We start from the raw sequence: 25,963 nt of genomic DNA, 5'->3' as shown, positions 1-25,963 counted from the left end.
TCCCCTACCAGAGTGTCATCTGCACATGCACAGAACTCGGCCTCCGCCTGAGCGCCTGGTATTCCGGGTGCGACGGAAGCGTGCCGATCAAATCAGCAATCCTGTTGTTGTACACACCCGGGAACCGCGAGGTAATATCATGCACCTCGTTCATGAAGGCCTTATCGATCTCACCATTATTTACCAGATTCCTCTGCATCTGCAGGAATGCAATGCCAGTTTCATGCCTGCCGGTGGACCAGAGCGCCTGATGATCGTCCTCCAACATTCGAATAGCCGGCCCGCGGGAGTAGCTGATCGCAGTCCCCGTTGAGGCGTCCTGCGGCATGTGGTGTCTCTGGTTGCCGCTACCGGAGGGCGCCATCTGACCATGCGTACCAGCGTCGGGCTTGAGCTTACCCGTCCGGGGGCAGCGCACGGGCGTAGTGACGTTGTGTACGAGTACCGGCTCGTCGCCGGCGATCACATAGTACGTGTGGATGTCGGCGACGGTGAGGTCGCGCATCGTCTTGTCGCCATCGAAGTTGACGACCCTGGTGACGGTGACCTCGGCTCCGGGACCGCCGCCTCCGCTTCCCGCGCCGGTACCGTCGCCCTCGAGACGCTTGTCGTCATGGACGAACAGCCGGTCCCCGGGCTGCAACTTAGCGGCGTCGACCCACCGCTCGTCGGTGGCGTCCCAGAACGGATGGTGCGCCGTCGTCTCCAGGACCGCGGTGTTGCCCTCACCGTCCTGAACCGTGACGTCGGTGAGCTCCTGATCCTGGTTGACGTGCAGGTGCGTCACCTGCTTCGCCTGCGTGTCGCCGGTGACCGGATCGGTCGCGGCAACCTCGTCACCAGGCCGCACCGCCTCGATCGGCCGGGTACTGCCATCCGCCATCAACACCCGGGTACCAGGATCAAAACTGTGCGGCCGACCAGCGGAGTCACAAGACTCACCGGACGAACGCCGGTCACCCTGTGGCGCCCGCGCCGGACCCGCCGCGGACCCCGAACCACCACCGCCATCGGCGGACCGGGCAGCAGGACCACCCGCCGAACCCGGCGTACGCCCCGGAGCCTTGCCACCGACGCCCGGCAACCGGGCCACCCCCGCGCCACCGGCCCGGAGCGCACCACCAGCAAGCTTGCTCAGGCCAGCGCTGAACGCACCGTCGAGCCCACCCTCGATCATGGTCCCGGCCAGGCCACTCCAGGAGAACTGCTCGTCACCCTGGCCGACGTCGACCATGTAACCGGCACCAGCGGCCATCGCACCGGCGACGGCACCCGCCACGATCAGACAACCGATCCCGGTCGCGCACAGCGCACCGACCGCAACGGTGGCCGCGATCGCCACCGCCGCACTGACGGCAAACTTCCACGGGTCCTGCTTGATCGCCTCAACCGTCGACTTGACGCTGTCGACAGCCTTCTTGACCGTCTTCTTCGCGGTCTCCTTCACACACTTGCCGACACCGGACTTCAGACAGTTCTTCGCCGAGTTGTAGGCGTCCTTGACGGTGTTGACCTTCTTCTTCACCCAGCGGGTCGTCGATTCCTTGACGACGCTGTACGCCTTCTTGGCCTTGCTGACGACCTTCGCGGCACCGCTCACCGCCTTGCTGACGACCTTGGTGGCAACGCTGGCCGCCTTGCTGACGACGCTGACCGTGCTCCTGACCGCGCTGGTGAAGCTGCTCTTGAGGCTCGACCAGCCCCAGTGCCCGGTCGGGTCGATGGTGGTAAGCGGGCCTCCGTCGCCGTACTGGAACCGGTTGGCCGCGATCGAATCGGGCACGGGACTCACCGTGGCGCTGTCCCGGGTGTCGAACTGGCCCGTGTCGGTGTTGTACCAGCGCGTCAGCATGTTCACCCTGCCGGACGTCGCGTCGGTCCACTCCGACTGGTACCCGAGGCTGCCGGCCATGGCCGCGTCGGCCAGGACGGTGCCGAGCGGGTCGTACGCCTTCGAGGCGGCCAGGGTGGTGCCAGTCGCGGTGAACTGGGCGACGACGTCGAGGTGCTGGTCGGTCCAGGCGTACCGGGACGAGGCGCCGGTGCCGGTGCCGGTGCCGGTGCCGAGCAGCTCGCCGCCCGGCCCCCGGGTGTAGACGGCGGTGCTGTCTTTGGCCAGTGTGTTGCCGAGGCCGCTGTAGCTGGCTCCCGGTCGGACCGCCCGGCCGAGGGCGTCGTACTCGTAGCTGGTGGCGCCGCCATCGGCCTGCTGGGAAATCACCTGCCCGAACGCGTCCGCGCTGGTGGTGTAGCTGACCGAGCCGGAGGTCGTCTGTTTCAGGGTGCCGCGTGCCGTGTACGTGTACGAGGTGCTGCCGTTCTGGGCCATGAGCTGGTTGCGCGCGTCGTAGGTGAAGGTCTTCGCGCCGTTCTGGACCCGGTTGCCAGAGTCGTCGTAGACGTAGGTGGTCGAGGTCGATCCGCGCTGCCACGTCTGTAGCCGGTTCGCGAGGTCGTAGGTGTAGGTGTTCGACGACGCCCCGGCGAAACCCGTGGTGACCTTCGAGGTTTCGTTGCCGTTGGGGTCGTACCCGTAGGCGATCGACCCGACGGTGGCACCGGCCGCTGTCTTGAGGGTGTCGGTCTTCAACCGTTGCAGACCGTCGTAGGTGAAGCTCCGTACGTTGCTGGCGCCGTAGGTGATCGTGGCGGCGAGCGACATCGTGTTGTAGCCGACGCTCAGGTTGATCCCGGTCGTCGGGTTGCTGGCCGTCTTGAACCGGCCCGCGGAGTCGTAGGTGTAGGAGGTCGTGCCGGCCGCGTCGGTGCGCGACGCCATCCGACCGTCCTTGGTGTAGGTAAACGAGGAGGCGTCGTTCGGCCCGGTCACCGTGAGCGGCAGGCCGCGGTCGTCGTAGGTCAACTCGTTCGTGCCCGACGGCACCGAGAGCGAGGTGATTCGGCCCGCGTCGTCGTACCCGAAGCTCCGGTCGGCGGTGGCGACCTCGGCGCCCGTCCCGATCTGCCGGGTCAGCCGGCTCAGGTCGTCGTACTCGCTCCGAATGCTCACCCCGCCCGGCATGCTGAACGTCTCGGGCCGTCCGGCGGTGTCGTAGCTGGTGGTGAAGGTCCGGTCGGCCAGGTTCGGATAGCTCGGCGTGGCGGGCTCGATCTGCGACTCCGGCAGGCCCCACGCGTTGTAGGTCGTCCAGAACGCGTTGCCCCTGCCGTCGGTGAATCTCGTACGGTTACCCGCCGCGTCGTAGCCGAAGGAGGTGCCGATCGCCGTCGAGGCCGATGTCGGCTGGATCTGACTGGTCATCCGACCCAGTGCGTCGTAGCTGAACACCGTGGTCGTATTACGGGCATCCCGCACCGAGGTCAGATCGCCGTTGTCGTTGTAACCGAAGCTCTCGGTGGTGAGGACCTGGTCGGCCGCGTCGAGGTTCTGCACCCTCGTCGGACGGCTCACCCCGTCGTAGCTGACCGTCTCCTTCGTACGGTCCGGACGAATGGTCTTCACGGTGCGGCCGAGGCCGTCGTACTCGAGGTTGGTCGTGTTGCCCGCCCCGTCGGTGGTCGACACCATCTCGCCGACCCAGTTGTACGTGGCCTGCTGCGTCACCCCGTCCGGGCTGGTGACCTTACGGAGCCACGGTCCGGCCGCCGGGTTGTCCTCCCCGTACGCGCCGGTGCCGTAGTCGTAGCTGGTGGTGTTGGTCATCGGCACCGGTTGCCGGACGACCTCGCTGGTCGTCGACGGCCGACCCAGGAAGTCCCAGGTGGCGGTCTGCTTGGCGCCGGTCGGCCCGACGGTCTCGACCAGGTCACCAACCGCGTTGTAGGCCGCTTTTGTCTCCTTGCCCGCCGGGTCGATCACCGTGACCCGGTTGCCGAGCGAGTCGTACTCGTAGCGGGTTTCCTTGTCCAGCGGGTCGATTGTCGACACGACCTGACCCAGTTGATCGTAGGCCGTCTTCGTCCGGGCACCGGTGATCGGGGTGCCGCCAGGTGGCGTGTACTCGGGCAGGATCGTCTCGACGGGCCGCCCGATTGCGTCGTACCGGGTGGTGACCGTGTTCGTCAGCGGGTCCTGGGTCTCGGTGGGCTCGCCGAAGGTGTTGTAGCCGGTCCGGGCGACCGCGACGGACGACACCGGCCCCGACCCGCCGAAGCTCTCCACGGAGACCGCCGGGGAGGTGGTGGTGACGAGCCGTCCGGCGGCGTCGTACTCGTAGTTGGTGACGTTGCGCATCGGGTCGGTCACGGAGGTGACCAGGCCACGCTTGTCGACCTGGTAGCTGGTGGTCAGCTTCTTCCCGGTCGCCACGGTGTGCGCGGTGCGTCCGTTGCCGCCGCCGTGCAGCGACGACACCTCCTCGGCGGTCAACGCCTCCTGGTAGACCTGCACGTTGTCCACAAGCCCGTTGAGCTTGTGCAGATCACTGGAGCCGACGGAGATGCCGCCCACGCCGAGGGGCATCATCCCGTTCCACGGCGTCGAATGGGTCGCGGTGCCTCGCTGGACGCCGTTGACGTACAGGGTCATCGACTTGTCACCGGAGTTGAACACGCCGGCCAGGTGCACCCAGGTGTTGGCGGCCACCGCGGTCGAACTGGTCGGTCCGACCGCCTGCGCGCTCGACGAGTCCGCCGTTCCCCCGATGAACGCCCACTTGTCCAGGCTGTCGTCGTAGGCGAGGCAGAACGCGATGCTGCTGTTTCCACCCGCACCGACGACAACCTGGCTGCTGTTGAGATCCTTCAACTTCACCCATGCCGAGACCGAGTAGGACTGGGTGGTGACCAGCATCGGCTGTAACGACTCGTAGAAGGTGGTCTTGTTGAGGGAGGCGGCGCCCTCGGCGCGGGCGATGGCTCCCTCCCAGGAGACGAGGAGCTGTTGCGATGGTGACGAGTCGGAAGCCTGCGAACTCGCCGCCGACTCGCCCATCTCCCACCAGCCGACCGGCCCGGCCGAGCTGCTGACGCTGATGCTCTCCGAGGTGATCCGGCCCATCGGGTCGTAGGTGCGGCTGGTGTTTTCCAGCGGCGTCTGGAGCTGACCGGACGACCGTCGGGTGGCGATCAACCGGTCGTCGTCGTCATAGGTGAAGTTGGTGACACGTTCGAGGTCGTACGGCTGCTCGATGGTCCGGAAGAGGCGGCCCGCCTGGTCGTGCTCGTACACCGTCCAGTTCGCGCCGTTGTTCCGCCGCTGCATCCCGAGGTTGCCCACCGCGTCGTAGCTGTTTTCCTCCTCGACATACGTGTTGACGCCATCGGTACGGGTGACCTTCGTGACGTTGTCGTTGAGGTCGTACTCGTACCGGGTGGTCCACTGCATCGCGTCGGTTTCCGAGGCCAGGTTGCCGTTCGCGTAGTACGCCCTGGAAATGGTCTCTGTCGAGGTGCCGTCCTCGCCGGTGACCGTCGTGGTCAGATGTTGCCCGACCGCGTCGTAGGTGTCGTCGACGATTCGGAGCCGCTCGTCGTCAGGACACGTTGCCGACTCGCCCGGGTCGACGGCACAGTTGGTGGATCGGACCTGGTTGCCGTACACGTCGTATTCGAAGAGCGTGATTCTTCCGGCCGCGTCGACGGTCTTGACCACCTGGCCGCGATCGTTGAAGAAGCCTCGGGCGTCCCGGTACGCGTCGCCGCCGGTGGTGTCCTCCACCTTGCGGTAGGTGGCGTTGCCGTCCGGATCGTAGACCGTGGTGGTCGTCGGAGTGTGCAGGGCGCCGGTGACGGAGTTGAGTACCGGTGGATCCACCTGCTCGACGACCTGTCCATCGGCGTCGTACGCGTAGGTCGTGGTGAGGTCACCCAGCGTCCCGCCAGCCTTGACGGTCTGTCGAACCGTCCGGCCAAGGCCGTCGTGGCCGAACTCGGTGACGAGTCCGGCCGCGTCGGTGATCCGAACGACATCGCCCGCGGCGCTGTACTCGGTGGTCTGGCGTCCACCCTCGCCCGAGGTGACCGTGTACGGCAGTCCCACGGGTGTGGTGCCGCCACCGACCGCCGGCGTGGTCGCGGTCGTGTAGGTGAGGAGGACACTCCGGTCACCCGTGTATCCGGAAACCGCCGGAGGAGTCATCTTCGTCCGGTTGCCCAGCGTGTCGTACTCAAGCCTGGTCAGGAACTCGTTGTCGGTCGCCGACTGGGACCGGGCGTCGCGGATCGAGGTCAACTGGTCGTTACGGGGATCGGGTGGCGGGTTCGCGGTGCTCGAGTCCGGCCAGTAGCCGTAGTAGGTGCTGTCGCACCAGACCTGATCACGACAGACGGTGGACCGGATGATGTTCCCCCGGACGTCGCGACCGGAGACGGTCTTCATGCCGAGCGGGTCGAAGACGATCGACTCGAAGCCGCCGATGTCGTAGCCGTACGAGGTGGTGCGGCCGAGGGCGTCGGTGGCGGCGACCAGCCGGCCGCCGTTGACGATGTCGAAGATCTGCTTCGAGACCTTGTTGTCGGGGTCGGTAACCTCCACTGTCACCACCGGCGTCAGGGTCGGCGTCGCCCCCGGGTGGAGTGCGCTCTTCGACGCCTTGAAGTGGGCGTCCACCTCGGTCGCCGGCACCTCCCGCTCGTAGAACGCGACCTCGGCGATGTTGCCCTTGAAGTAGCTCGTGTCGCCGGAGACGCTCGGCCAGCCCCTGGTGGTGCCCGCGCCGATGTAGGAGTGCACGCTGGCGTCGACGACGATCGCGCCGAGCGTGCCGATGAGTTTGTTGTCCAGATAGAGCATCTGCCGGGTTCCGGACGACGACAGCACGACGTGGTGCCAGTTGCCATCGTTGACCTTGGTGGTGGAGGTGGGCACGCCGGTCCCGGACGCGGACCAGAACCCACCTCGCAGGTAGCCGTCCGCGCCGACGTAGAGCGCCGGTACCCGACTGGAGGTCACGGCGGCGGCACTGCCGACCGGCTGCGCCTGGTAGCCGTACAGCACACCGCTGGCGTTGTGGTTGACCGGGGTCTTGAACCACAGCTCCACCGACATCGGTTCCTGGTAGACGGGATAGTTGGTGCCCGGGAACACGCTGTTGTCCGGGTCGTACGGCTTGACGTACGAGGAGGTCCCGTTGAAGACCGCACCGTAGGTGTCCGCGAACGGGCTGGTGGTGTTCGGTTGCGTCGTGTCGAAGCTGACGTTGTGATACGCCGCCTCGTTGCCGCTCCGCACCACCTGCACCGCGTCGGCCGGTGCTCCGATGTCACCGAGCCGCCAGTACTCGCTCGGCTGCGAGCCGAGCACGGTCGAGACGTAGACCTGGCTGGAGCCCGAGGCGGTCGGCACCCCGACCTTCCAGACTCCCCCGTTCTCGTCGGTCACCTGCTTGACCCGGCCGGTGACGGAGTCGTAGCCGATCTCCGCCTGCACCCGCCCCGCCTCGCTGGTGATCTTCGACAGCACCGCCGAGCCGGCCGCGCCGGACCGGATCATCGCGTCGACCGATTCCCCGGTCAGCGCCTTGTTGTAGAAGGCGACGTCCGCGATGGAGCCGTTGAAGTAGGCGGCGGTGGCGCCGGTGTGTGGCTGACCGGGCCAGTTGCCGCCGAGGAAGCCCGTGCCGAGCGAGTTCAGCGGCGCGTTCGCACTGTGCTGGAGCACCGCGCCGGTCAGGGTGCCGACCTGGACACCGTCGAGGTAGAGCCGCTGGCCACCGCCGTGCCCGACGAGCGTGACGTGATGCCATTCGCCGTCGGTCACCACCTCCGGCGAGGACATCGCGGCGGCCGCGCTGCCGGACCAGAACTGGCCGTACAGCTTGCCGTCCGAACCGACGTACAGCGCCGGAACGTAGTTGTTCGAGGTGGTGGCCCCGGAGGTGACCGGATCCTTGTGGTAGCCGAACAACACACCGGTCGGGGTGCTGGTCCGGAACCACATGCTGACCGACTGGTACGAGCTCTCGGTCACCGTCTTGGCCGGCAGCTGCACCATCGAGGACGTGCCGTTGAAGCTCGCCGCCGTCGAGGTGGACCCGGCCAACGGGCCCGCCCCACCGAGCGTCACCTCGCGGTACGTCCCGTTGTCGGTGCCGTCGTTGGAGAGCACCGAACTGGCGGCGGTACTCGCACCGGTCGCCTCGTTCAGTCGCCAGAACGAGTACGGGCCGGTGTTGAGCACCGTACTGGCGTGCTGTGAGGTCCAGCCGTAGTCGTAGGTCGCGCAGTCGACGCTCTCCCCCGGCGGGCACACCCGGTTCAGCAGGTCGTTGTCGTAGCTGTAGTTCCAGGTCAACGCGGTGGCCGGGTCACCGGGGACGACGGGGTCGGTGGTGACGGTGGCGACATGCGGGTGCTGGGAGTTCGGTGGCGTCGACCAGGTCATGGTCAGGGTCCGGCTCGACGGGACGGACCGCATCTGGTCCACCCGTCCGCTGCCGTCGTAGCGGAAGGTCATCGCCCGACCGGCCGGCGGGTTCGGCGCAGATCCGCGCGGCGAGCTGACCGTCCACATGCGCGTACCGCCGGCCGTCCTCGGCATCGGCCAGGACGAACGGCCCACCGAAGCCGGGATACATCCCGACCTTGGTCGGCACCACCTGAAACTGAACGTGTGGCAGCTCGGAGGCGGAAAGTAGCTGTTTCAACTGCGCGGCCATCATTTCCCGATCCTCCGGCGCACCGCGCCGAACCACCGCCTCGTCAATCACCACGGCGACCACCGGCGGGCGCTCGCGGGTCAGGATGCTCTGCCGGGCGAGCCGGGCCGCGACGAGCTGGTCGACCTCGTCCGGGGTGAGCGACTCGCCGGCCAGGGTGGCCCGGGCGTACGCCTCGGTCTGGAACGGGCCGGGGACGTACATCGACTCGAACCAGCGCAGCGCGGTCGCCTGCCGCTCTATCTCCAGCCAGCGGAGGAACCAGAGCGGTGGCGTACCGTCCCGGACCAGGTCCTCCCAGAGTCGGATGAACAGCCCGCCGGTTTCCAGCGCCTGGTCCAGCGCCTTGAGCATCCCCTCGTTCACCGGCTTGGTGCCGGTCTCCACCCCGCTGATCTGCGTGTCCGAGAAGTGAATACGTTGACCGAGCGCGGCCTGGGTCAGCCCGGCCACAAGCCGTCGACGACGGATCTCCCGGAGCAGAAACTCCAATGGCGAGATTCCCACGAATTCCCCACCTTTCCCCGATCACTGATACGGATTCCTCCGAACAGTTCGGCAACCGCCAATACACACAATGCGCTAACCACCCTAGGGGGTCGGCGCCCATCGTGGAGTGCAGCGGGACCGCTCGTGGGAAAGGACGTCGGGTGGAACCGCGCGGGGACGTTCCGATCTGGAATGACCGGACGTCCCCGCTACCAAACTGGAAATTCCAGGAAGGAAATTCGGCGATGACACGACGACACCGAAAGCCGATTCGACACCGCCCCGCCTGGTACTGGCTCTGGCTGTTCTGCGTCTGCGGGCGCCGCTGGCGATGCCGGCGCGCCGGGATGCCGCGTCAGTCAGTTGGTTCGACGACGTACCCGGCAGTCAGCCCCAGGTCCGGGCGGGTCCGGTGGCGCAACCAACGCCCGGCCTGGGACCCGCGCCCCGGGTCGCTCGTCAAGAGGGCCGACGTTCCGACGCCGAGCCAGACCGGGCTGTCGTGGGCTTGTGCCAGGTCACCGGGTTTCTGGGCGGTCGGTCGGCCATACCGTCTCCAGGCCGTGATCGGTGGCGTAGAACAGGTGCGGCCGCAACTCGGAGGCGTGTTCCAGGTCGCGATGCAGCGCGTACAGACGAGCTGACCTCGCCGCCAGGAACGGTTGGACGGCGAGCAGGCCCCTGAAATCTCCAAACCGCCAATCCGCACCCAGCAGCTTCCTTGCCCGCGCCAGCAACTGAACGGCATCGACCGGAACCTTGTCCAGATAGACGTCGGCGGTTGGCGGCAGGTCCGGCTCCGGTTCGGGGGGCAGGGCGAAACCGGAACGCCGCCACACCTCGAACGCGGGGGCGACAACGACGAGGTCGGCTTCGCCGAGACCGCCCAGGTCGGCCCGGAACACCGGGCCCCCGCCACCGTCGCACCTGAGGAAGAATCCCCGATCGCCTTCTTGGCCGATCATGAGGTAGCCCGGGAGCCACGTACCGATCTCGTAGGTCGTGTTGCGCTCCAGCAGGGATTCCAGGCAGTACATGACCACCCAATCGGCGCCGACGTCGTCGGTGACCGACGCCAACCACCGCTGGTAGGCGGCATCCGTCCGGGAAACAAGCTGCTCGACCATTTCCATCGGCGCCCTCCTACCTGTCGTCACCGGCGCGGGCACGCCTGCGCCTGCACCGGCTGGCCCCAACCCGACACCCCGGCAGCCAACACCGTAGCCAGACCCGCACCACAGAAGTCATCATCAAAACCAGCCCCCGTCCACTGTACGAGGGCCAGCCAGGAGGCCGAATCAAGCCTGCGACCGGCCCATTCCCTACCCACGCCCCCATGACAACGGTCAGTGGTCAACCCGTTGCGCGGAATTCCTCAGCGGCTCGGCAACCCGGTGAAGCGCCGCCGGTCGACAACCTAAAATCCACTTCGGATGGAAGATCAAGATCTGCTACGTTGTCGCGGCGATTTCACGGCACACGGGGAGGAAAGTTTTGCGTTCAACGTGGTGGGGACTCGGTCCGGCTGTCATCGGGCTGGTCGTGATGGCCGGCTGTACCGACGGTTCGGGTTCGACGGCTGCCCCGGCGGGCGGCGGGGCGGCAACGACGACCCAGGCCGCTCCGACGAGCAGCGGCCCGGCGCCTGCTCCGGGCGTGGACGCCAACACCAAGGCGGTCTGCACCAAGATCAGCGGCGACCTCGCGGCGACGATGGACAAGATCGCCGAGGCGGAGAAGATCGGACCTCCGGCTGGTCACCTGGCGGTCAGCGCCCAGTACTCGGCGGGTGCCGCCGCGCTCTACGTGAACACATTCACCGGCAACACGGCGGTCGACGACGCGGTGGAGCAGGTGGCCGAGGCCATGTCGGATCTGGCTGACAAGTACATGTCGCCGCCCAAGAAGGCGCCGAGCAAGTCGGGTCTGGAGACCGCCGTCAAGCAGCTGGAGACCGCCTGCGCGGCCGGCTAGGACAGCCCCGGAACCGCAGCCGGTCCTGCCGCCGGCCCGGGGCAGGTCGACTCGATCCACGATCGCGAAGACCTGCCCCGGCCGGGCGAAAGCGCGAGGCGCCGAGGCGGGCCTGGAGGGCCCGCTCAGCGACTCAGAAGCGGAGCGCCCGCATGTTGTCGTAGCTGCTCTCCGTGCCGCCCCACATGCCGCCCTCCTCGGGCGGGGTGCTGCCGGCGTTGTCGTTCTCCCAGATGTAGTGGTGGCGGTCGAGCGACCTGAGGCTGCCGAAGAAACTCTCGAACGGTACGTACCCGTTCGACACGCCGAAGTTGGTCATCACAAGGCTGGTGCCCTCGGCGTTGAGGTAACCGTCCTTGACGTGGAAGAGCGGGAACCGCTCCTGCTGCCGGGCGATGGTCTTGATCGGGTCGAAGACGTCACGCCGGGTGGCCCCGATCTCGTCGACGTACGTCTTGAACCGCACCTGGGCCTGGTACGCCCAGTAGATGTCCATCTCGAACCAGACCAGCTCGGGATCGGTCAGCCCGAAGAAGTACTCCAGTCCACGCCGCCCGCTGGAGCGGGTCGGCTTGCCGTTGGCGTCCAGCGGCCCGACGTCGAGCAGGAAGTTGTACTCCCCGTCGTGGTTGTGCTGGTAGAACTTCAGCCCCCGGGCCTTGGCCGCGCCGCCGACCGCGTTGTAGCGGTCCGCCACGGCCCGCCAGTCCGCCGGGTACCGGCTGCCGGTGGGGGCGTCGGCCGTACCGAGGTAGTCCATGCCGAGCATCTCGGCGATGTCGAGCTGGCGGGTCAGGTCGCCCCAGAGGGTGCCGAAGCCGACGTGCCCGCCGACCGCCCTGAGTCCGTTGTCGTCCAGGATCTTCCGGATGGCGAGGATGTCGGCGTCGCTGGTCACGGTGCCGTACCCGGCGAACTCGATCTCCTTGAAGCCGAGCTGGGCGAGCTTGGGCAGCTTCTCGGCGAACGGCGCGGGATCGGTCCGAATGGAGTACAGCTGGATGCCGATCTTGCCGACCGGCAGCCGGCGGCCGCGCGAGTCGCGTACCGCGCCGCCGTCGGCGGCCTGGGCCACGCCGGTGAACGGGCCGGCGACCGAGATCGCGGTGGCGGCGGCACAGGCGGAGAGCCCGAGTACGCCGCGGCGACTCAGCCCACGAAGGTTGGGGACGGAACTTGCGTCGGGTGCCATGGCGGTTCCTTCCGATCTGGCGGTGTGCAGGTCATGCCGGCGCGCCGATCGCCGAACTGGTCGGACCGACCATGGTGGTGAACTCGTGCGGTCCTTCCGAGCCGGACCGTACCGAGACATTGATCAAAAAGAAAGGTCTCCCTATCGACCGGCGTCTGCTGGTACGGTCCCCGCCTCTCCCCCGCCCTCGCCAGCGTTCCCGGGTACGCAGACGGTCAGCCCGCCGGGCACGGTCCGAACCTTCAACCGGGTCACCCGCTTCCGGGCGCCACCGTCCAGCTCGTACGTCATCGGCTCGGCGAAGTCGACCCGTACCTTCCGAGCCCGGGTGATCTGGACGAACGGCGACTCGTCGGAGCGGCCGACCGCCATCCGCCCCAGGGTCCTGGCCCACTCCAGTACGCCGTTCGCGGTCGCCACCCCGACCTCCAGGCGGCCGTTGTCCGGTTCGGCGTCGTCGAAGGCCGGAATGCCGCCGGTGATCGTGCCGACGTTGCCGAACAGTACGCAGCTCGCCTCGCCGTCGAACCACTCGGTGCCGTCGACCCGGATCCGCATCCGGGTGGTCTCGGCCCGGACGTGCCGCAGCCCGGTCCAGACGTACGCGAGCCGGCCGAGCCGGTCCTTGAGGGCCCGGTCGGCGTCCCGGATCATCTCGCCGTCGAAGCCGGCCCCGGCCATCACCGCGAAGTGTTCCCCGTTCACCCGGCCGAGGTCGAGCCGTCGCCGTGGGCCGGTCAACCCGATCCGGACCGCCTCGGCCAGGTCGGTCGGGATGTCGAGGTTGGCGGCGAGCAGGTTCGCGGTACCGGCGGGCAGGATCGCCAGCGCGGCGTCGGAGCCGGCGAGCGCGTCGGAGCAGCGCTGCACCATGCCGTCCCCGCCCCAGACGAAGACCAGGTCCGCACCCTTCTTGAGCGCCTTGCGGACCTTCTTCGGTGCCTTACGGCTCTTCGGTACCTCGTACCAGAGCAGATCCTCGATCCCGGCGCCGCGCAACCGGGCGCGGAGCTCGTCGAGACCGCCGCCAAGGGTCTTCTTTCGGTGCGCGACGACGGCGACCGTACCGACGGCGGCAGGGGCGGCGGTGCCGGAGGTGGCGGGTTCGGCGGTGCCGGATTCGGCGGCGCCGGACGGGGCGGTGACCAGGGTGCTCATGACCATCCGGATTACCCGGCCGACGGGCATCCCACACGGCGTCGTGACGGGCGTCCCCGTCCGGCCGCCGCACGAGGTTAGGAAGGGCCCCTTCCTCTACAGAAAACGATAGGAAGGGGCCCTTCCTAACAGCTCAGAGGGTGCGGGCGAGGCGGTCGGCGAGCAGCCGGGTGAACCGGGCCGGGTCGCCGAGTTCGCCGCCCTCGGCGAGCAGGGCCATGCCGTAGAGCAGTTCCGCGGTCTCGGCGAGCGTCTCGTCGTCCTTGCGGTCGTTGTGGGCGTCGCGGAGGCTGGTGACCAGCGGGTGCTCCGGGTTCAGCTCCAGGATCCGCTTGACCTGCGGGACCTCCTGGCCCATCGCCCGGTACATCTTCTCCAGGGTGGGCGTGATGTCCTCGGCGTCGCCGACGATGCAGGCCGGCGAGGTGGTCAGCCGGGACGACAGGCGTACCTCCTTGACCTGCTCGCCGAGCGTGCCGGTCAGCCAGGAGAGCAGCTCGGCGAAGTCCTTCTCCCGCTGCTCGCGCTCGGCGCCGGCCTGCTCCTTCTCCTCGTCGGTGTCGAGGTCGACCTGCCCCTTGGCGATCGACTGGAACCGCTTGCCGTCGAAGTTCGGCACCGCGTCGACCCACATCTCGTCGACCGGGTCGGTGAGCAGCAGCACCTCGTAGCCCTTGGCCCGGAACGCCTCCATGTGCGGCGAGTTCTCGATCATCGACCGCGACTCGCCGGTCATGTAGTAGATCTCGGTCTGCCCCTCCTTCATCCGCGCGACGTACTCGGCGAGGGTGGTGAGCTTTTCCGGATCGTGGGTGGAGGCGAAGGAGGAGATCTCCAGGATGGTGTTCTGGTTGTCGAAGTCGCCCAGCAGGCCCTCCTTGACCGCCCGGCCGAACTCCTGCCAGAACGTCTGGTACCGCTCGGCGTGGTTGGCCTGCATGTCCTTGACCGTGGAGAGCACCTTCCGGACCAGTCGACGGCGCATCAGCTGGATGTGCCGGTCCTGCTGGAGGATCTCGCGGGAGATGTTCAGCGACAGGTCCTGGGCGTCGACGACACCCTTGACGAAGCGCAGGTACTCCGGCATGAGTTCCTGGCAGTCGTCCATGATGAAGACCCGCTTGACGTACAGCTGCACGCCGCGCTTGGCGTTGCGCATGAAGAGGTCGTACGGGGCCCGGGACGGGATGAACAGCAGGCTCTCGTACTCGAAGGTGCCCTCGGCCCGCATGTGGATGGTCTCCAGCGGGTCGGTCCAGTCGTGGCTGAGGTGCCGGTAGAACTCGTTGTACTCGTCCTGCTTGACCTCGTCCCTCGGCCGGGCCCAGAGCGCCTTCATCGAGTTCAGCGTCTGGATCTCGGAGGTGGTCTTGCCCTCGTCGTCGGTCTTCTCGACGGTCATCCGGATCGGCCAGGCGATGAAGTCGGAGTACCGCTTGACGATCTCGCGGATCTTCCACTCGGCCGTGTAGTCGAAGAGCTGGTCCTCCTGGTCCTCCGGCCGCAGGTGCAGGGTGACCGAGGTGCCCTGCGGCGCGTCGTCGACCGTCTCGACCACGTACGTCGCACCGCCGTCGGACTCCCAGCGGGTGGCGCTGCTCTCCCCCGCCCGGCGGGTCAGCAGGGTCACCTTGTCGGCGACCATGAAACTGGCGTAGAAGCCGACGCCGAACTGGCCGATGAGTTCCTGCGAGCCGCCCGCGTCCTTCGTCTCCCTGATCTTCTGCAGGAGTTCCGCGGTGCCGGACTTCGCGATGGTGCCGATGAGGATGATCACCTCGTCGCGGGACATGCCGATGCCGTTGTCCCGTACGGTGAGCGTCCGCCGCTCCCGGTCGACCTCGACCTCGATGTGCAGGTCGGCGGTGTCGACCTCCAGATCCTTGTCGGTGTACGCCTCAAGCCGCAGCTTGTCCAGCGCGTCCGAGGCGTTGGAGATGAGTTCCCGCAGGAAGATGTCCTTGTTCGAATAGATGGAGTGGACCATCAACTGCAGGAGCTGCCGCGCCTCGGCCTGGAACTCGAAGGTTTCAACCCCGGTGCTCATGTGATCTTCTCCCGAAGACATTCATCCCCCCGCCGAACCGGGGGTGCTTCCCCGACCGCTGGAGCCGTCGCCCCGCCGGTCGGCGGGCGTCGCCCGGCGCCATCCTAAATGAGCTGACCGGACGCCGATCGCGCACCGTCCGTGGCGGTCACCAATCCGACGGTAGGGTCGCCCGGACGCCGTGGGGCCGGCGGATCAGGACTGTGCCGCCCGGCTGGCGAGTCCCTCCGCGCAGCGGCGGATGAAGCGGTCGAGGGCCCGTCGGTAGAGCCAGCCGGTGCCGGGCACCCTGGCGGTGAACGAGGAGTGCCAGCGGATCGTCGTCCCCGTCCCGTCGGGGGTGAGGTCGACGTCGGCCCGGTAGTCGCGCAGCGGCAACCCGGAGAGAAGTTCGTAGCTGAACCGACGCCCCGGTACCCGCTCCACCACGCGTTCCCGACTGGTCACCCGGCCGGTTCGGAAGACCCGGATCGCCCCGACGCCCTCCGGCTCGTCGGCCCCCGGGGACTCCAGTGTGAAGGTGTCGAGCGGTGACCAGGACGGCCAGCCCGCACCGTCGACCAGCAGCGCGTAGACGGTCGCCGGGCCGGCCGCCGTCCGGGTCCGTACGTCGATCTGCTGCCGCCCCATCCGAGCACCTCCGATCAGATGTACCACCCGGTACATGTACCGTATGGTACATGGGATCGGAGTCGCGGAACCTGCTGCTCTCCCGGGCCGTCGACCACATCGCCGCGCACGGGGTGAGCGGGTTGAGCCTGCGGGGCCTGGCGGCGGGCATCGGCACCAGCCACCGGATGCTGATCTACCACTTCGGCTCGATGGAGGGACTGCTCGTCGAGGTGGTCCGGCAGGTCGAGGAGCGGCAGCGGGCGGTGCTGGCAAACCTCACCGAGGATCCGGTCACCTCGCCGGCCGACGCGATCCGGCTGATGTGGCGCCACCTCGCCGACCCGGCGCTGTGGCCGCTGGAACGGCTCTTCTTCGAGCTGTACGGCCAGGCACTGCGGGGACGCCCGGGCACCGTGCCGCTGCTGGACGGGGTGGTGCAGAGTTGGCTCGACCTCAACGTCGGGCTGGCCGCGCGATGGGGCGTACCGGCCGAGGCGGCCAGGACTCACGCCCGGCTCGGTCTGGCGGTGATCCGCGGACTGCTGCTCGACCTGCTCGCCACCGGGGACCGGGCCGGCACCGACGCCGCCGTGGAGGCTTTTGCCGTGGTGTACCAGGACGGCCTGCCGAAGCCGGGAAACTGACCCGGCGGACGGCGCCCGCCCGCGCGGGCGGGCGCCGTCGCTGACGGTGTCGCTCAGGAGACGCCGCAGGAACTCGCCGACCAGGTACGGGACGACTTGTGCGCGACGTGCGTATGGTCGCTGTGTCCGGGGTACCCCGGCCCGAGGATCTCCCGCCAGCCGTGGTTGCGGGCCTGCTGTGCCAGTCGGCAGAGCGAGTGCGGTCCGGAGCCGAGGTCCACCGCGTCGCCGTACAGGTGGCGACTGGAGGCGGAGCCGCCGACCGCGTTGTTGCAGGCGTGGCTGCGGAAGGCGCTGGTGACCCGGATCTGCTGGTCACCGAGGGCGTGCCGCATCGCCTGCAACTTCCACATGTTGACCAGGGCGTTCGCCCGGGCCTGGGCGGCCGAGACGGCGCCACCGGACCAGTCGGAGTTGCAGTCGTTCAGTTCGGCGTAGCTGAAGTTGACCGGTGTGCAGTCGTCGTCCTGCAGGGCGTAGATCCGGTTGAACGTCTGCGTTCCGGCGATGCCGTCCGCGGCCAGCCCGTACGCCTGCTGGAAGCGGACCACCGCGTCGCGGGTGGCGGGACCGTAGGCACCGTCGATGGCGAGCACGTTGCCGTAGCCGGGGTAGCCGGCCACCCGGATCTGCAACTGGCGGACGTCCTCGCCGGACATCCCGGACGAGAGCTGACGGCCCCAGGTGTAACAGCCGTCGGCGTGGGCGGGGGCGGCACTCGTCACGGTCATGACGAGCGTGGCCGCGGCCGCCATGGTGAGCGCCGCGACGATTCTCACGGTACGTCTGAACAAGGGGTCCTCCATACCGAGCGGGGGTGAATATCGACGAGGATGGCTGCATCGGGATCACCTGTCAATATCCATCGGTGCTCTTGTTCGGATCGGCACTTTCCTTCACCTGCGCGTGCCGCCTCGTTCATCGGCCCGTACCCGGGCGTCGCCGAGCGCGGCGGTGCGGGTCGGGCCGGTGCCACCGGTCGGATCGCCGCCGGTCACCCACCACGGCGCCGGCCCGGACGCCACCACCGGACCGGAATAGGCTGGGGTCATGCCGAAAGCAGTCTGGAACGACCTGGTCGTCGCCGAGAGTGCAAGCACCGTACTGGTGGAGGGCAACCACTACTTCCCGCGCAGCGCGGTGCGCGAGGACCTGCTGCGGGACTCCGACACCCACACCGTCTGCCCGTGGAAGGGCACCGCGTCCTACTACAGCCTGGAACACGACGGCCGGCGCAGCGACGACGCCGTCTGGTACTACCCGGATCCGTCGCCGGAGGCCGAGATGGTCCGCGACCGGGTCGCCTTCTGGAAGGACGTCCGGGTCGTCGACTGAGCGCCGTCCCGGCTGGGCGCCCCGACCCGCCGGAGCGCCGGCCAACACCACGCCAGGCACTCCCGTCCCACAAATCCCGACTTGCGTCGTTGACCTGCGCGCCCGATCGCCCGTGTCCGATCCTTGAGCGGTGCCGACGTACGACTACCGGTGTCCCCGGGACGGCGTCTTTCCGCTGCGGTTTCCGATCGGCGAGGCGGCCCCGGCCGTCCGCTGTGCCACCTGTGCGGGTGAGGCTGTCCGGGTCTTCGCCCCGCCGATGCTGAGCGCCCTGTCCCGAGCGCTGGTCGCGGCGCTCGACCGGACCGGGCGCAGTGCCGAGGCACCCGAGGTGGTGACCCGGATCCCCGGTCGGGCGGACGGTTCGCACCCGGTCAATTCCGGCCGGATGGTACGCCGGCCGGTCCATCCCGGGCAGGCCCGACTGCCCCGGCCCGACTGACGGTGAGGGGAACCGGCGATGCCTGAGGTCCTGTTTCCACTGGACTCGACGAAGAGCTTCACCGAGCAGCAGATCACCGGTCACAACCGGTGGCATCCCGACATCCCGCCGGTGGCGGAGGTCCGCCCCGGCCAGTCGTTCCGGGTGCACTGCCGGGAGTGGTTCGACGGCGCCATCCACAACGACGACTCGGCGGACGACGTACGGCACGCGCCGCTGGAGATCGTGCACGCGCTCAGCGGCCCGTTCGCGGTACGCGGCGCCGAACCCGGTGACCTGCTGGTGGTCGACATCCTCGACGTCGGGCCGATCCCGCAGGAGGACTCCGGACCGCTCGCCGGCCAGGGCTGGGGATACACCGGCATCTTCGCCCGGGACAACGGTGGCGGTTTCCTGACCGACCAGTTCCCGGACGCGTACAAGGCGATCTGGGACTTCACCGGCCAGCGGGCGACCTCCCGACACGTCCCCGGGGTCAGCTTCACCGGCATGATCCACCCAGGTCTGATGGGCACCGCCCCGTCGGCGAAACTGCTGGCGACGTGGAACGCCCGGGAGGGCGCGCTGCGGGCCACCGACCCGGACCGGGTCCCGCCGCTGTCGCTGCCGCCGTTGCCGGACGGTGCGATCCTCGGGTCGCTGCGCGGCGGCGACTTCGACCGGGTCGCCGCGGAGGCCGCCCGGACCGCCCCGCCCCGGGAGAACGGCGGCAACCAGGACATCAAGAACATGACCAAGGGCACCCGGGTCTTCTATCCGGTCTACGTCCCCGGAGCCAACCTCTCCGTGGGCGACCTGCACTTCTCGCAGGGCGATGGCGAGATCACCTTCTGCGGTGCGATCGAGATGGGTGGCTTCGTCGACCTGCGGGTGGACGTGATCAAGGGCGGGATGGCGACGTACGGGGTGTCGGAGAACGCGATCTTCCTGCCGGGCAACGTCGCGCCGCAGTACAGCGAGTGGCTGGCCTTCTCCGGCATCTCCGTCACCACCGACGGCGAACAGCGGTACCTCGACTCCCAACTCGCCTTCCAACGGGCCTGTCTGCACGCCATCGACTATCTGACGACGTTCGGCTACCGCCCCGAGCAGGCGTACCTGATCCTCGGTGCGGCCCCGATCGAGGGGCGCTTCTCCGGAGTGGTGGACATCCCGAACTCCTGCGCCACCGTCTACCTGCCGACCGCGATGTTCGACTTCGACGTACGCCCGTCGGCGGCTGGTCCGGCCCGGATCGACCCGGGCCGGGGCGCACCGAAGGCGGCCCGGTAGTAGGAGGTACTCCCCCGGCGCTCGCGACGTCGGACGGAAGCGGAAGACCGGGCAGAAGCGGAAGACCGGACAGAAACGGAAGACGTCGGCCGGACGCGGGAACGAGCGATCGGGCGGCAGCCGGTCGGATCTAGAACAGACCGCGGAACAACGGAAGGTTCCCGGCTAGCTTTGCCGGCCATGGGGGACAGTCATACAACACCGGTCATCATTGTCGGATGTGGACCGACAGGAGCCACCGCCGCGCTGGAATTGGCGCACCATGCGATTCCGTCCATTGTGCTCGACTCCGGCGCGGTACGACCGCAGGGCTCGCGCGCGATCGCCATTCACCGTACGTCGTTGGCGGTCTGGGAAAAGCTCGGTTGCGTCGAACCGATGCTGGCGCGGGGTGTCGCCTGGCGTACCCGGAAGACCTATTTCCGGCAGTACGAGATGCAGGCGCAGACCGCCCCGGAACCGGCCCCCGGGGAGCTGCCGCCCTTCCTCAACCTGTCACAGCACGAAACCGAGCGGCACCTGCACGCGGCGGTGGTCCGCTCGCCCCTGGTCGACCTGCGCTGGCGACACACCGTGGTCGGGCTGCGCCAGGACGCCGACGGCGTCACCGTCACCGCACAGACGCCGTCCGGGCCGGTCACCATCCGAGGCCGCTACCTGCTGGCCTGTGACGGCGCGCGGAGCGCCACCCGCAAGCTGCTCGGGCTCGACTTCCCGGGGCGGACCTACCCGGACCGGTTCCTGATCGCCGACATCCGCGCGAAGCTGCCGTTTCCGGCCGAGCCCCGGTTCTTCTTCGACCACCCGGCCAACCCGGGTCGTAACATCCTGGTCCATCCGCAGCCGGACGACATCTGGCGGATCGACTGGCAGCTCGGTGGCGACGTGGTCGTCGCGCAGGAACGCTCATCGGCGGCGATGGACGCCCGGATCCGCGCGCTGATCGGCGACCTGCCCTACGAGTTGGTCTGGCTCACCGACTACCGCTTCCACCAGCGGCTGCTGCACCGGCTACGACACGATCGGGTCTTCCTGCTCGGCGACGCGGCACACCTGGTCGCGCCGTTCGGCGCCCGGGGCATGAACGGCGCCATCCACGACGTGGAGAACCTGTGCTGGAAGCTCGCCTACGTGCTGACCGGGCGGGCCGGGGCGGATCTGCTGGAGACGTACCAGACCGAACGGTGGGCGGCCCAGCGGCACAACCAGAAGGTCACCGAGGCGACCATGCGGTTCATGGCGCCGCGTACCCGGTGGCAGCGGCTGCGCCGCGACACGATCCTGCGGCTGCGGCTACGACGGCTGGTCGACAGCGGCCGGATGAGTACGCCGTACACGTACACCTCGTCCCCGCTGGTCCTGCCGGACCGAGAACCGGGCTGGGCGGGGGCTCCCGAACTCGGCGCCAAGATAGTCCCCGCCGACCCGGACGTCCGGCGACGGCTGGGGCACGGCTTCACGGCGCTCTACTTCACCCCCGACCCGTTCGACGCCCCGGGCGTGGTGACGATGCCGCCCGACGCGGTGTCCCCGGCCGGCAGCTGTCTTCTGATCCGGCCGGACGGACACGTCGCGGCCCGGCGCCGCCACCTCGCCCCGACCGAACTGCCCGCCCTGGTGCGGGCGGTGCTAGGCGAACCGGGCGCGCACGCCCTGGCTGAGCACGGCCACGTCGGTGGCGACGTTGACCATGACAAATCCCTGCTGGAGCCGCTCGGCGGCGGCCTCCGCTGAGGAGCAGTAGATGCCGACCGGCAAGCCGGCCGCCGTCGCCACCCGCAGGATCTCGTCCAGCGCCCGCCGCAGCCGCGGGTCAGGGTTCTCCGGGTCGGGTGCCAGGCCGAACGAGATCGCGAGGTCGACCGGGCCGACAAAAACCCCGTCGAGCCCCGGCACGTCGAAGATCTCGTCGAGGTGATCCAGCGCGGCGCGGTTCTCGATCTGCACCATCGCGATGGTCTGCTCGTTCGCGATCCGCAGGTAGTCCGGCATGTCGACGTCGAAGGCGAGGCCCGCCCAGGCGCTGCCGAAGCTGCGCTGCCCGACCGGCGGGAACTTCGCGGCGGCGACGAACGCCTCCGCCTCGGCGCGGGTGTTGATCATCGGCGCGATGACTCCCCACGCCCCGGCATCGAGGGCCCGCTTGACGTTCTCCACCCCCGCGTTTGCCAGCCGCACCAACGGGGCCGGGCCACCGGAGTCGGCGATCGCGGCCACCATCCGGGTCATCGTCTCCGCACCCAGCGGCGCGTGCTCCACGTCGACGACCAGCCAGTCCGCCGGGGTACGGGCCATCAGCCGGGCGGATTCCACGCTGGGCAGCGCCAGCCACACCCCGCGTACCGGCTCGCCGCGCCGCATCCGCTGCTTCACCGTGTTCTCGCGCATCCGGCCGAGCCTATCCCCCGGCGGCTCACCCCCGTACCGTCGGTTCGACCAGGTGCAGGGACCGCTCGGCCAGGCCGACGGTGAGCCGCTGCCCCCAGGCCAGCGCCAGGTGGTCCGCTTCGAGCCCGTCAGCGAAGACGACCAGGCGCTCCCGCTCGGCGGTGAGTTCGACGGTCTCGTCCGGGCCGAGCCGCCCGCCGGTCAACGACACGCCGGTCGACGGCGACGGCCACGCCTCCCGGACGAACCAGCACAGCGCCGGCTCGTCGGCGCCCGGCAGCGACGGGCCACCGGTCCGCTCCCGGGCGATCGAGGCACACCAGCCGGTCGCGCCGGTCCCGGTTCCCACCACCAGGCCGGAGGAGGACTGCCGCTCCCGCCGGCCGTCCGGGGTGGACAGGAGGTAGCGGGCGGACTGGTGCCCGGGGTGCCCGACGTAGATCTCGTTGAGGCCGAGCAGTTCCTGGCCGTCGTCGAGCACGGCCCGGACCATGGTGCGCCGCCGGACCGGTGCCCGCCCGGCCGCCACCGCCGGCAGCAGCCGGGCCACCGCCGACGGCGGGTACCGGACGAGTACCCCGGCATTACGCTCCGGCTCCGGATCCACCCCGATCACCGGCTGACCGTCGAGATACTTCGCGACGTTGGCCACCAGCCCGTCCTGGCCGACCGCGATGACCACGTCCTCGGCGGCGAACGGGAACCGGGCCAGGTCGTCCCGGTCGGCGTGGCCCCGCCGCCAGTCCGCCGGTACGGCCGCGCCGACCGTGGTCAGCGCGGCCTGCAGCGCGTCGTGTCCGGCCGCCACCTCGGCCAGGTCGCGACCCCGTCGACCCAGGTAGTACCCGGCGGCGGCCCGGGTGCCGTGCTGGGCCAGCAGTTCGTCCAGTTCGCTGCGCCGGCTCACCACGACCACCCGGGGCGCGAGGGTCGCGCTCACCGTGCCAGCCGGTCCAGCAGCCCGGTCAGCACGTCCGGGGTGACCGTGAGCTGACCGACCTCGGGCAGCTGGCCGGCCATCTCCCGCAGCGCCAACGCGTGCAGCACGCCGGGCGGCAGGTCCCGGTAGGCGGCCAGCTTCGCGGTTTCCGTCTCGGCCTCGGCGAGCCCGGTCACGCGTACCCCGTCGGCCCTGGCGGCGGCGAGGGTGCGTTCCTTCTCGGCCTCGGCGGCGGCCAGCACCCGGGTCCGGTCGGCGGTCGCGGCGTTGGACACCTTCTCGCGCTCGGCCTTGCCCTGGGCCACCACCAGGTCGGCGGCGGCGGCCAGCTCGACCTTGCGCCGCGCGTTGGCACCGTGCTGCTCGACGAGCTGCTGTTCCCGGCGGGCCAGCTCGATCTTGTTCTGGAGTTCGTTCTCCGCGATGGCCCGCTCCTGCTCCACCGCCTGGGCCCGCCGGGCGTACGTCGCCCGGTCGGCCTCGACCTGCACCGCCTCCCGGGTCGGCGTCTGCAACGCCCGTTCCATCTCCGGCTCGGGACGGACCGCGACCACCCGGGCGCTGACCACCGTGACACCGATGTCGGTCAGCCGTGCCTCGTCGCGCAACCCGGCCGAGACCGCCTCCCGGACCGCCGCGATGTCGGTCAGTGCCTGGGCCAGCGGCACCCGGGCCAGCAGGTCGAGTGCGGGCTGCTGGGACAGCTCGGCGAGAAGCGTGGCGATCTGGTCGAGCGGCCGGGCCCGCGCCACCCCCCGGTCCGGGTCGACGGAGAAGTCCAACCGGCTCGCGGCCAGCGCCGGGTCGGCGATCCGGTACGTCACCGTCGCCTGGACGGTGACGTCGGCGAAGTCACTGGTCCGGGCGTGGAAGAGCAGTGGCAGCTCCCGGTCGTCGACCGGCACCTCGCTCAGTACGCCCACCAGCGGCCGGTACCAGAAGGACTGGCCCACACCCTCGTGCCTGACCTGGCCCCGGACGTGGTGGCGTACCCACGTGGTCGGCGTGCCCCGCAGGTGCCGCAGGAACAGCCGGCGCTTGACGTCGCTCATGGCGCGAATACCCTCCCCTGTTTTCGTCGCCATGACGATAAACATGAGAGGGCATTCGCGTCAAGCTGACGCTAAATATTCCCCGGTCAGCGGCCCAGCCGCTGGTAACGACGTACCGCGAGCGGGGCGAAGACAGCGATCAGGAGCAGCGGCCAGACGACGGCGAGCAGCGTCGAGTGCTGCGCCGGCCACGAGTCCCCACCGATCCCCGGATTGCCGAACAGTTCCCGGGCGGCGGCCACCGTCGCGGAGAGCGGATTCCAGGCCGCGATCGCGCCCAGCCAGTCCGGCATCAGTTCGGGTGCGACGAAGACGTTGGAGAGCGCCGTGAGCGGGAAGGCGAGCGGAAAGACGATCACCCCGACCGTGTCCGGGTTCGGGACCAACAGCCCGAGGAAGATGCCGAGACAGGTGAAGGCGAGCCGCAGCAGGAGGATCAGTCCCACCGCCGCCACCGCGTCGACCAGGCCGTTACGCCACTGCCAGCCGACCAGCAGACCGCAGACCACCAGGGTGGCCATCTCCAGCACGGCCCGGATCAGGTCAGCCCCGGTACGGCCGCTGACCAGGGCCGACCGGGCCATCGGAATCGACCGGAACCGGTCCACCACTCCCCGACTGACGTCCATCGCGACACCGCTGGCGGTGGCACCGAGGCCGTACAGCATCGTCATCACAAAAACCCCGGGTAGCAGGAACTCCCGGTAGCTGCCCGCACCCGGCACCGCCATGCCGCTGCCGAAGACGTACCCGAAGACCAGGACGAACATGATCGGCAGACTGAAGTAGATGACGATCTCTTCGGGCGACCGGACCACGTGCGCCATGTTGCGCCCGGTCATCGTCGCGCCGTCGACCACCGCCCACCGGAACCTGCTCACCGCGCCACCTCCGCCTTCTGCCGGACCCCGCCGACCGTGAGCTGCAGAAACGCCTCGTCCAGGGTTGGCCTGCGCAGCCCGATGTCGGCCACCACGATCCCCGAGGCCTCCAACGCCCGCATCACGTCACCGAGCGCGGCGACCCGGTCGGTGACCGGGGCGCCGAGCTGCCGGAGTTCGGCGTCGACGGTCACCGCCCCGCTCGCCAGCCGTTCGAGGATCGCCGCCGTGGCCGCCACATCGGCCTGATCATGGACGACCACCTCGATCCGGTCCGCGCCGATCCGCGCCTTCAGCTCGTCCGACGTTCCCTCGGCGACCACCCGGCCGCTGTCGATCACGCAGACCCGGTCGGCGAGCTGGTCCGCCTCCTCCAGGTACTGCGTGGTGAGCAGCACCGTCGTCCCGTTCGCCGCCAGTTCCCGGACCGCCGACCACAACTGGTTACGGCTGCGCGGGTCGAGGCCGGTGGTCGGCTCGTCGAGGAAGAGCACCCGGGGCGTCATGATCAGGCTGGCGGCCAGGTCGAGCCGACGCCGCATCCCACCCGAGTACGTCGCCGCCGAACGGCCCGCCACCTCGGACAACCCGAACCGCTCCAGCAGTTCGTCCGCCCGCTGCCGGGCCGCCCGCCGGGACAGATGCTGCAACCGGCCGAAGAGGACCAGATTCTGCCGCCCGCTGAGGACCTCGTCGACCGCGGCGTACTGCCCGGTCAGCCCGAGCACGCCACGGACCTGCTCCGGCTGGCGGGCAACGTCGTACCCGGCCACCCGGGCCTGACCGGCGTCGAACCGCAACAGCGTGGTCAGGATCCGGACCGCGGTGGTCTTGCCCGCACCGTTCGGCCCCAGCATCCCGTAGACCGTGCCGGCCGGCACGATCAGATCGAGCCCGTCCAGGGCCCAGGTCGTGCCGTACCGCTTGCGCAGCCCCTCGGCGACGACCGCTGACGTTCTGTTGTTCATGCCACCGACGG

At 69.1% G+C, this 25,963-nt stretch carries 20 protein-coding genes; 6 read left to right on the top strand and 14 right to left on the bottom strand.

Going from position 1 to position 25,963, the window contains the following annotated elements; translation table 11 throughout:
- Window positions 1–4: 4 nt before the first annotated feature.
- The 3 genes from V1633_RS28465 to V1633_RS28455 all read right to left on the bottom strand — a co-directional run bounded on the left by V1633_RS28465 (window position 5) and on the right by V1633_RS28455 (window position 10,180).
- On the bottom strand, window positions 5–8,284 hold the full coding sequence (locus V1633_RS28465) for a LamG-like jellyroll fold domain-containing protein (protein WP_331217372.1): 8,280 nt from the start codon (window positions 8,282–8,284) through the stop codon (window positions 5–7).
- Complete coding sequence (locus V1633_RS28460) at window positions 8,208–9,065, bottom strand: helix-turn-helix domain-containing protein (protein WP_331217354.1); 858 nt, start codon at window positions 9,063–9,065, stop codon at window positions 8,208–8,210. The genes V1633_RS28465 and V1633_RS28460 overlap by 77 nt, the downstream gene beginning before the upstream one ends.
- Window positions 9,066–9,565: 500 nt before the next feature.
- Window positions 9,566–10,180, bottom strand: coding sequence for a hypothetical protein (locus tag V1633_RS28455; RefSeq protein WP_331217353.1), 615 nt, complete (start codon window positions 10,178–10,180; stop codon window positions 9,566–9,568).
- 523 nt (window positions 10,181–10,703) lie between these two features.
- Here V1633_RS28455 and V1633_RS28450 point away from each other — a divergent pair.
- Window positions 10,704–11,021 carry a hypothetical protein gene (locus V1633_RS28450; protein WP_331217352.1) on the top strand — a complete coding sequence of 106 codons (318 nt, stop codon included), beginning with the start codon at window positions 10,704–10,706 and terminating at the stop codon, window positions 11,019–11,021.
- Window positions 11,022–11,154: 133 nt separating this feature from the next.
- On the opposite strand, the gene V1633_RS28445 is transcribed toward V1633_RS28450, so the two are convergent.
- From V1633_RS28445 to V1633_RS28430, 4 genes are all read right to left on the bottom strand, one after another.
- Window positions 11,155–12,213, bottom strand: a complete 1,059-nt coding sequence (locus V1633_RS28445; RefSeq protein ID WP_331217351.1) for a sugar phosphate isomerase/epimerase family protein — start codon at window positions 12,211–12,213, stop codon at window positions 11,155–11,157.
- Between the two features lie 141 nt (window positions 12,214–12,354).
- On the bottom strand, window positions 12,355–13,371 hold the full coding sequence (locus V1633_RS28440; RefSeq protein WP_331217350.1) for a diacylglycerol/lipid kinase family protein: 1,017 nt from the start codon (window positions 13,369–13,371) through the stop codon (window positions 12,355–12,357).
- 133 nt (window positions 13,372–13,504) lie between these two features.
- Window positions 13,505–15,418 carry a molecular chaperone HtpG gene (gene htpG, locus V1633_RS28435; protein WP_331217349.1) on the bottom strand — a complete coding sequence of 638 codons (1,914 nt, stop codon included), beginning with the start codon at window positions 15,416–15,418 and terminating at the stop codon, window positions 13,505–13,507.
- Window positions 15,419–15,613: 195 nt separating this feature from the next.
- Entirely contained in the window at window positions 15,614–16,048 is a 435-nt protein-coding gene (locus V1633_RS28430; RefSeq protein ID WP_331217348.1) for an SRPBCC family protein, read from the bottom strand.
- A 50-nt stretch (window positions 16,049–16,098) separates the two neighbouring features.
- Here V1633_RS28430 and V1633_RS28425 point away from each other — a divergent pair, with 50 nt between their 5' ends.
- Window positions 16,099–16,674, top strand: coding sequence for a TetR/AcrR family transcriptional regulator (locus V1633_RS28425; RefSeq protein WP_331217346.1), 576 nt, complete (start codon window positions 16,099–16,101; stop codon window positions 16,672–16,674).
- Between the two features lie 53 nt (window positions 16,675–16,727).
- Here V1633_RS28425 and V1633_RS28420 read toward each other — a convergent pair whose 3' ends face one another.
- Both V1633_RS28420 and V1633_RS28415 read right to left on the bottom strand, forming a co-directional pair.
- A complete protein-coding gene (locus V1633_RS28420; RefSeq protein WP_331217345.1) occupies window positions 16,728–17,468 on the bottom strand; it encodes a D-Ala-D-Ala carboxypeptidase family metallohydrolase in 741 nt (246 codons plus the stop codon).
- Between the two features lie 102 nt (window positions 17,469–17,570).
- Window positions 17,571–17,726 carry a hypothetical protein gene (locus V1633_RS28415; RefSeq protein WP_331217344.1) on the bottom strand — a complete coding sequence of 52 codons (156 nt, stop codon included), beginning with the start codon at window positions 17,724–17,726 and terminating at the stop codon, window positions 17,571–17,573.
- Here V1633_RS28415 and V1633_RS28410 point away from each other — a divergent pair.
- The 4 genes from V1633_RS28410 (at window position 17,725) to V1633_RS28395 (ending at window position 21,457) form a co-directional block, all read left to right on the top strand.
- The gene (locus tag V1633_RS28410) at window positions 17,725–18,009 is read left to right on the top strand and encodes a DUF427 domain-containing protein (RefSeq protein ID WP_331217343.1); all 285 of its coding nucleotides are present in this window, start codon (window positions 17,725–17,727) and stop codon (window positions 18,007–18,009) included. The genes V1633_RS28415 and V1633_RS28410 overlap by 2 nt on opposite strands.
- A 130-nt stretch (window positions 18,010–18,139) precedes the next feature.
- On the top strand, window positions 18,140–18,451 hold the full coding sequence (locus tag V1633_RS28405) for a zinc ribbon domain-containing protein (RefSeq protein ID WP_331217342.1): 312 nt from the start codon (window positions 18,140–18,142) through the stop codon (window positions 18,449–18,451).
- Window positions 18,452–18,469: 18 nt separating this feature from the next.
- Window positions 18,470–19,723, top strand: coding sequence for a formamidase (fmdA, locus tag V1633_RS28400; RefSeq protein WP_331217341.1), 1,254 nt, complete (start codon window positions 18,470–18,472; stop codon window positions 19,721–19,723).
- A 180-nt stretch (window positions 19,724–19,903) separates the two neighbouring features.
- On the top strand, window positions 19,904–21,457 hold the full coding sequence (locus V1633_RS28395) for an FAD-dependent monooxygenase (RefSeq protein WP_331217340.1): 1,554 nt from the start codon (window positions 19,904–19,906) through the stop codon (window positions 21,455–21,457).
- On the opposite strand, the gene V1633_RS28390 is transcribed toward V1633_RS28395, so the two are convergent.
- The 5 genes from V1633_RS28390 to V1633_RS28370 form a co-directional block, all read right to left on the bottom strand.
- On the bottom strand, window positions 21,353–22,111 hold the full coding sequence (locus V1633_RS28390; RefSeq protein ID WP_331217339.1) for an HpcH/HpaI aldolase family protein: 759 nt from the start codon (window positions 22,109–22,111) through the stop codon (window positions 21,353–21,355). The genes V1633_RS28395 and V1633_RS28390 overlap by 105 nt on opposite strands.
- 25 nt (window positions 22,112–22,136) lie before the next feature.
- Window positions 22,137–23,051 carry an NAD(+)/NADH kinase gene (locus V1633_RS28385; protein ID WP_331217338.1) on the bottom strand — a complete coding sequence of 305 codons (915 nt, stop codon included), beginning with the start codon at window positions 23,049–23,051 and terminating at the stop codon, window positions 22,137–22,139.
- Complete coding sequence (locus V1633_RS28380; RefSeq protein WP_331217337.1) at window positions 23,048–24,103, bottom strand: SPFH domain-containing protein; 1,056 nt, start codon at window positions 24,101–24,103, stop codon at window positions 23,048–23,050. The genes V1633_RS28385 and V1633_RS28380 overlap by 4 nt, the downstream gene beginning before the upstream one ends.
- 86 nt (window positions 24,104–24,189) lie before the next feature.
- Window positions 24,190–24,945, bottom strand: coding sequence for an ABC transporter permease (locus V1633_RS28375; RefSeq protein WP_331217371.1), 756 nt, complete (start codon window positions 24,943–24,945; stop codon window positions 24,190–24,192).
- A gap of 35 nt (window positions 24,946–24,980) precedes the next feature.
- Window positions 24,981–25,952: an ATP-binding cassette domain-containing protein gene (locus V1633_RS28370; RefSeq protein WP_331217336.1), complete on the bottom strand. Its 972-nt coding sequence runs from the start codon at window positions 25,950–25,952 to the stop codon at window positions 24,981–24,983.
- Window positions 25,953–25,963 lie beyond the last annotated feature (11 nt).

This window comes from Plantactinospora sonchi (assembly GCF_036422035.1).
GTDB lineage: Bacteria > Actinomycetota > Actinomycetes > Mycobacteriales > Micromonosporaceae > Plantactinospora > Plantactinospora sonchi.
This window is presented reverse-complemented; position numbering and strand designations above follow the sequence as displayed.

Coding starts and splice junctions, on each gene's coding strand:
- V1633_RS28440 (WP_331217350.1), bottom strand. CDS start 13,371: ATGAGCACCCTGGTCACCGCCCCGTCCGGCGCCGCCGAATCCGGCACC.
- V1633_RS28370 (WP_331217336.1), bottom strand. CDS start 25,952: ATGAACAACAGAACGTCAGCGGTCGTCGCCGAGGGGCTGCGCAAGCGG.
- htpG (WP_331217349.1), bottom strand. CDS start 15,418: ATGAGCACCGGGGTTGAAACCTTCGAGTTCCAGGCCGAGGCGCGGCAG.
- fmdA (WP_331217341.1), top strand. CDS start 18,470: ATGCCTGAGGTCCTGTTTCCACTGGACTCGACGAAGAGCTTCACCGAG.
- V1633_RS28455 (WP_331217353.1), bottom strand. CDS start 10,180: ATGGAAATGGTCGAGCAGCTTGTTTCCCGGACGGATGCCGCCTACCAG.
- V1633_RS28415 (WP_331217344.1), bottom strand. CDS start 17,726: ATGACCCCAGCCTATTCCGGTCCGGTGGTGGCGTCCGGGCCGGCGCCG.
- V1633_RS28430 (WP_331217348.1), bottom strand. CDS start 16,048: ATGGGGCGGCAGCAGATCGACGTACGGACCCGGACGGCGGCCGGCCCG.
- V1633_RS28445 (WP_331217351.1), bottom strand. CDS start 12,213: ATGGCACCCGACGCAAGTTCCGTCCCCAACCTTCGTGGGCTGAGTCGC.
- V1633_RS28410 (WP_331217343.1), top strand. CDS start 17,725: ATGCCGAAAGCAGTCTGGAACGACCTGGTCGTCGCCGAGAGTGCAAGC.
- V1633_RS28375 (WP_331217371.1), bottom strand. CDS start 24,945: ATGACCGGGCGCAACATGGCGCACGTGGTCCGGTCGCCCGAAGAGATC.
- V1633_RS28395 (WP_331217340.1), top strand. CDS start 19,904: ATGGGGGACAGTCATACAACACCGGTCATCATTGTCGGATGTGGACCG.
- V1633_RS28380 (WP_331217337.1), bottom strand. CDS start 24,103: ATGAGCGACGTCAAGCGCCGGCTGTTCCTGCGGCACCTGCGGGGCACG.
- V1633_RS28390 (WP_331217339.1), bottom strand. CDS start 22,111: ATGCGCGAGAACACGGTGAAGCAGCGGATGCGGCGCGGCGAGCCGGTA.
- V1633_RS28465 (WP_331217372.1), bottom strand. CDS start 8,284: ATGACCTGGTCGACGCCACCGAACTCCCAGCACCCGCATGTCGCCACC.
- V1633_RS28425 (WP_331217346.1), top strand. CDS start 16,099: ATGGGATCGGAGTCGCGGAACCTGCTGCTCTCCCGGGCCGTCGACCAC.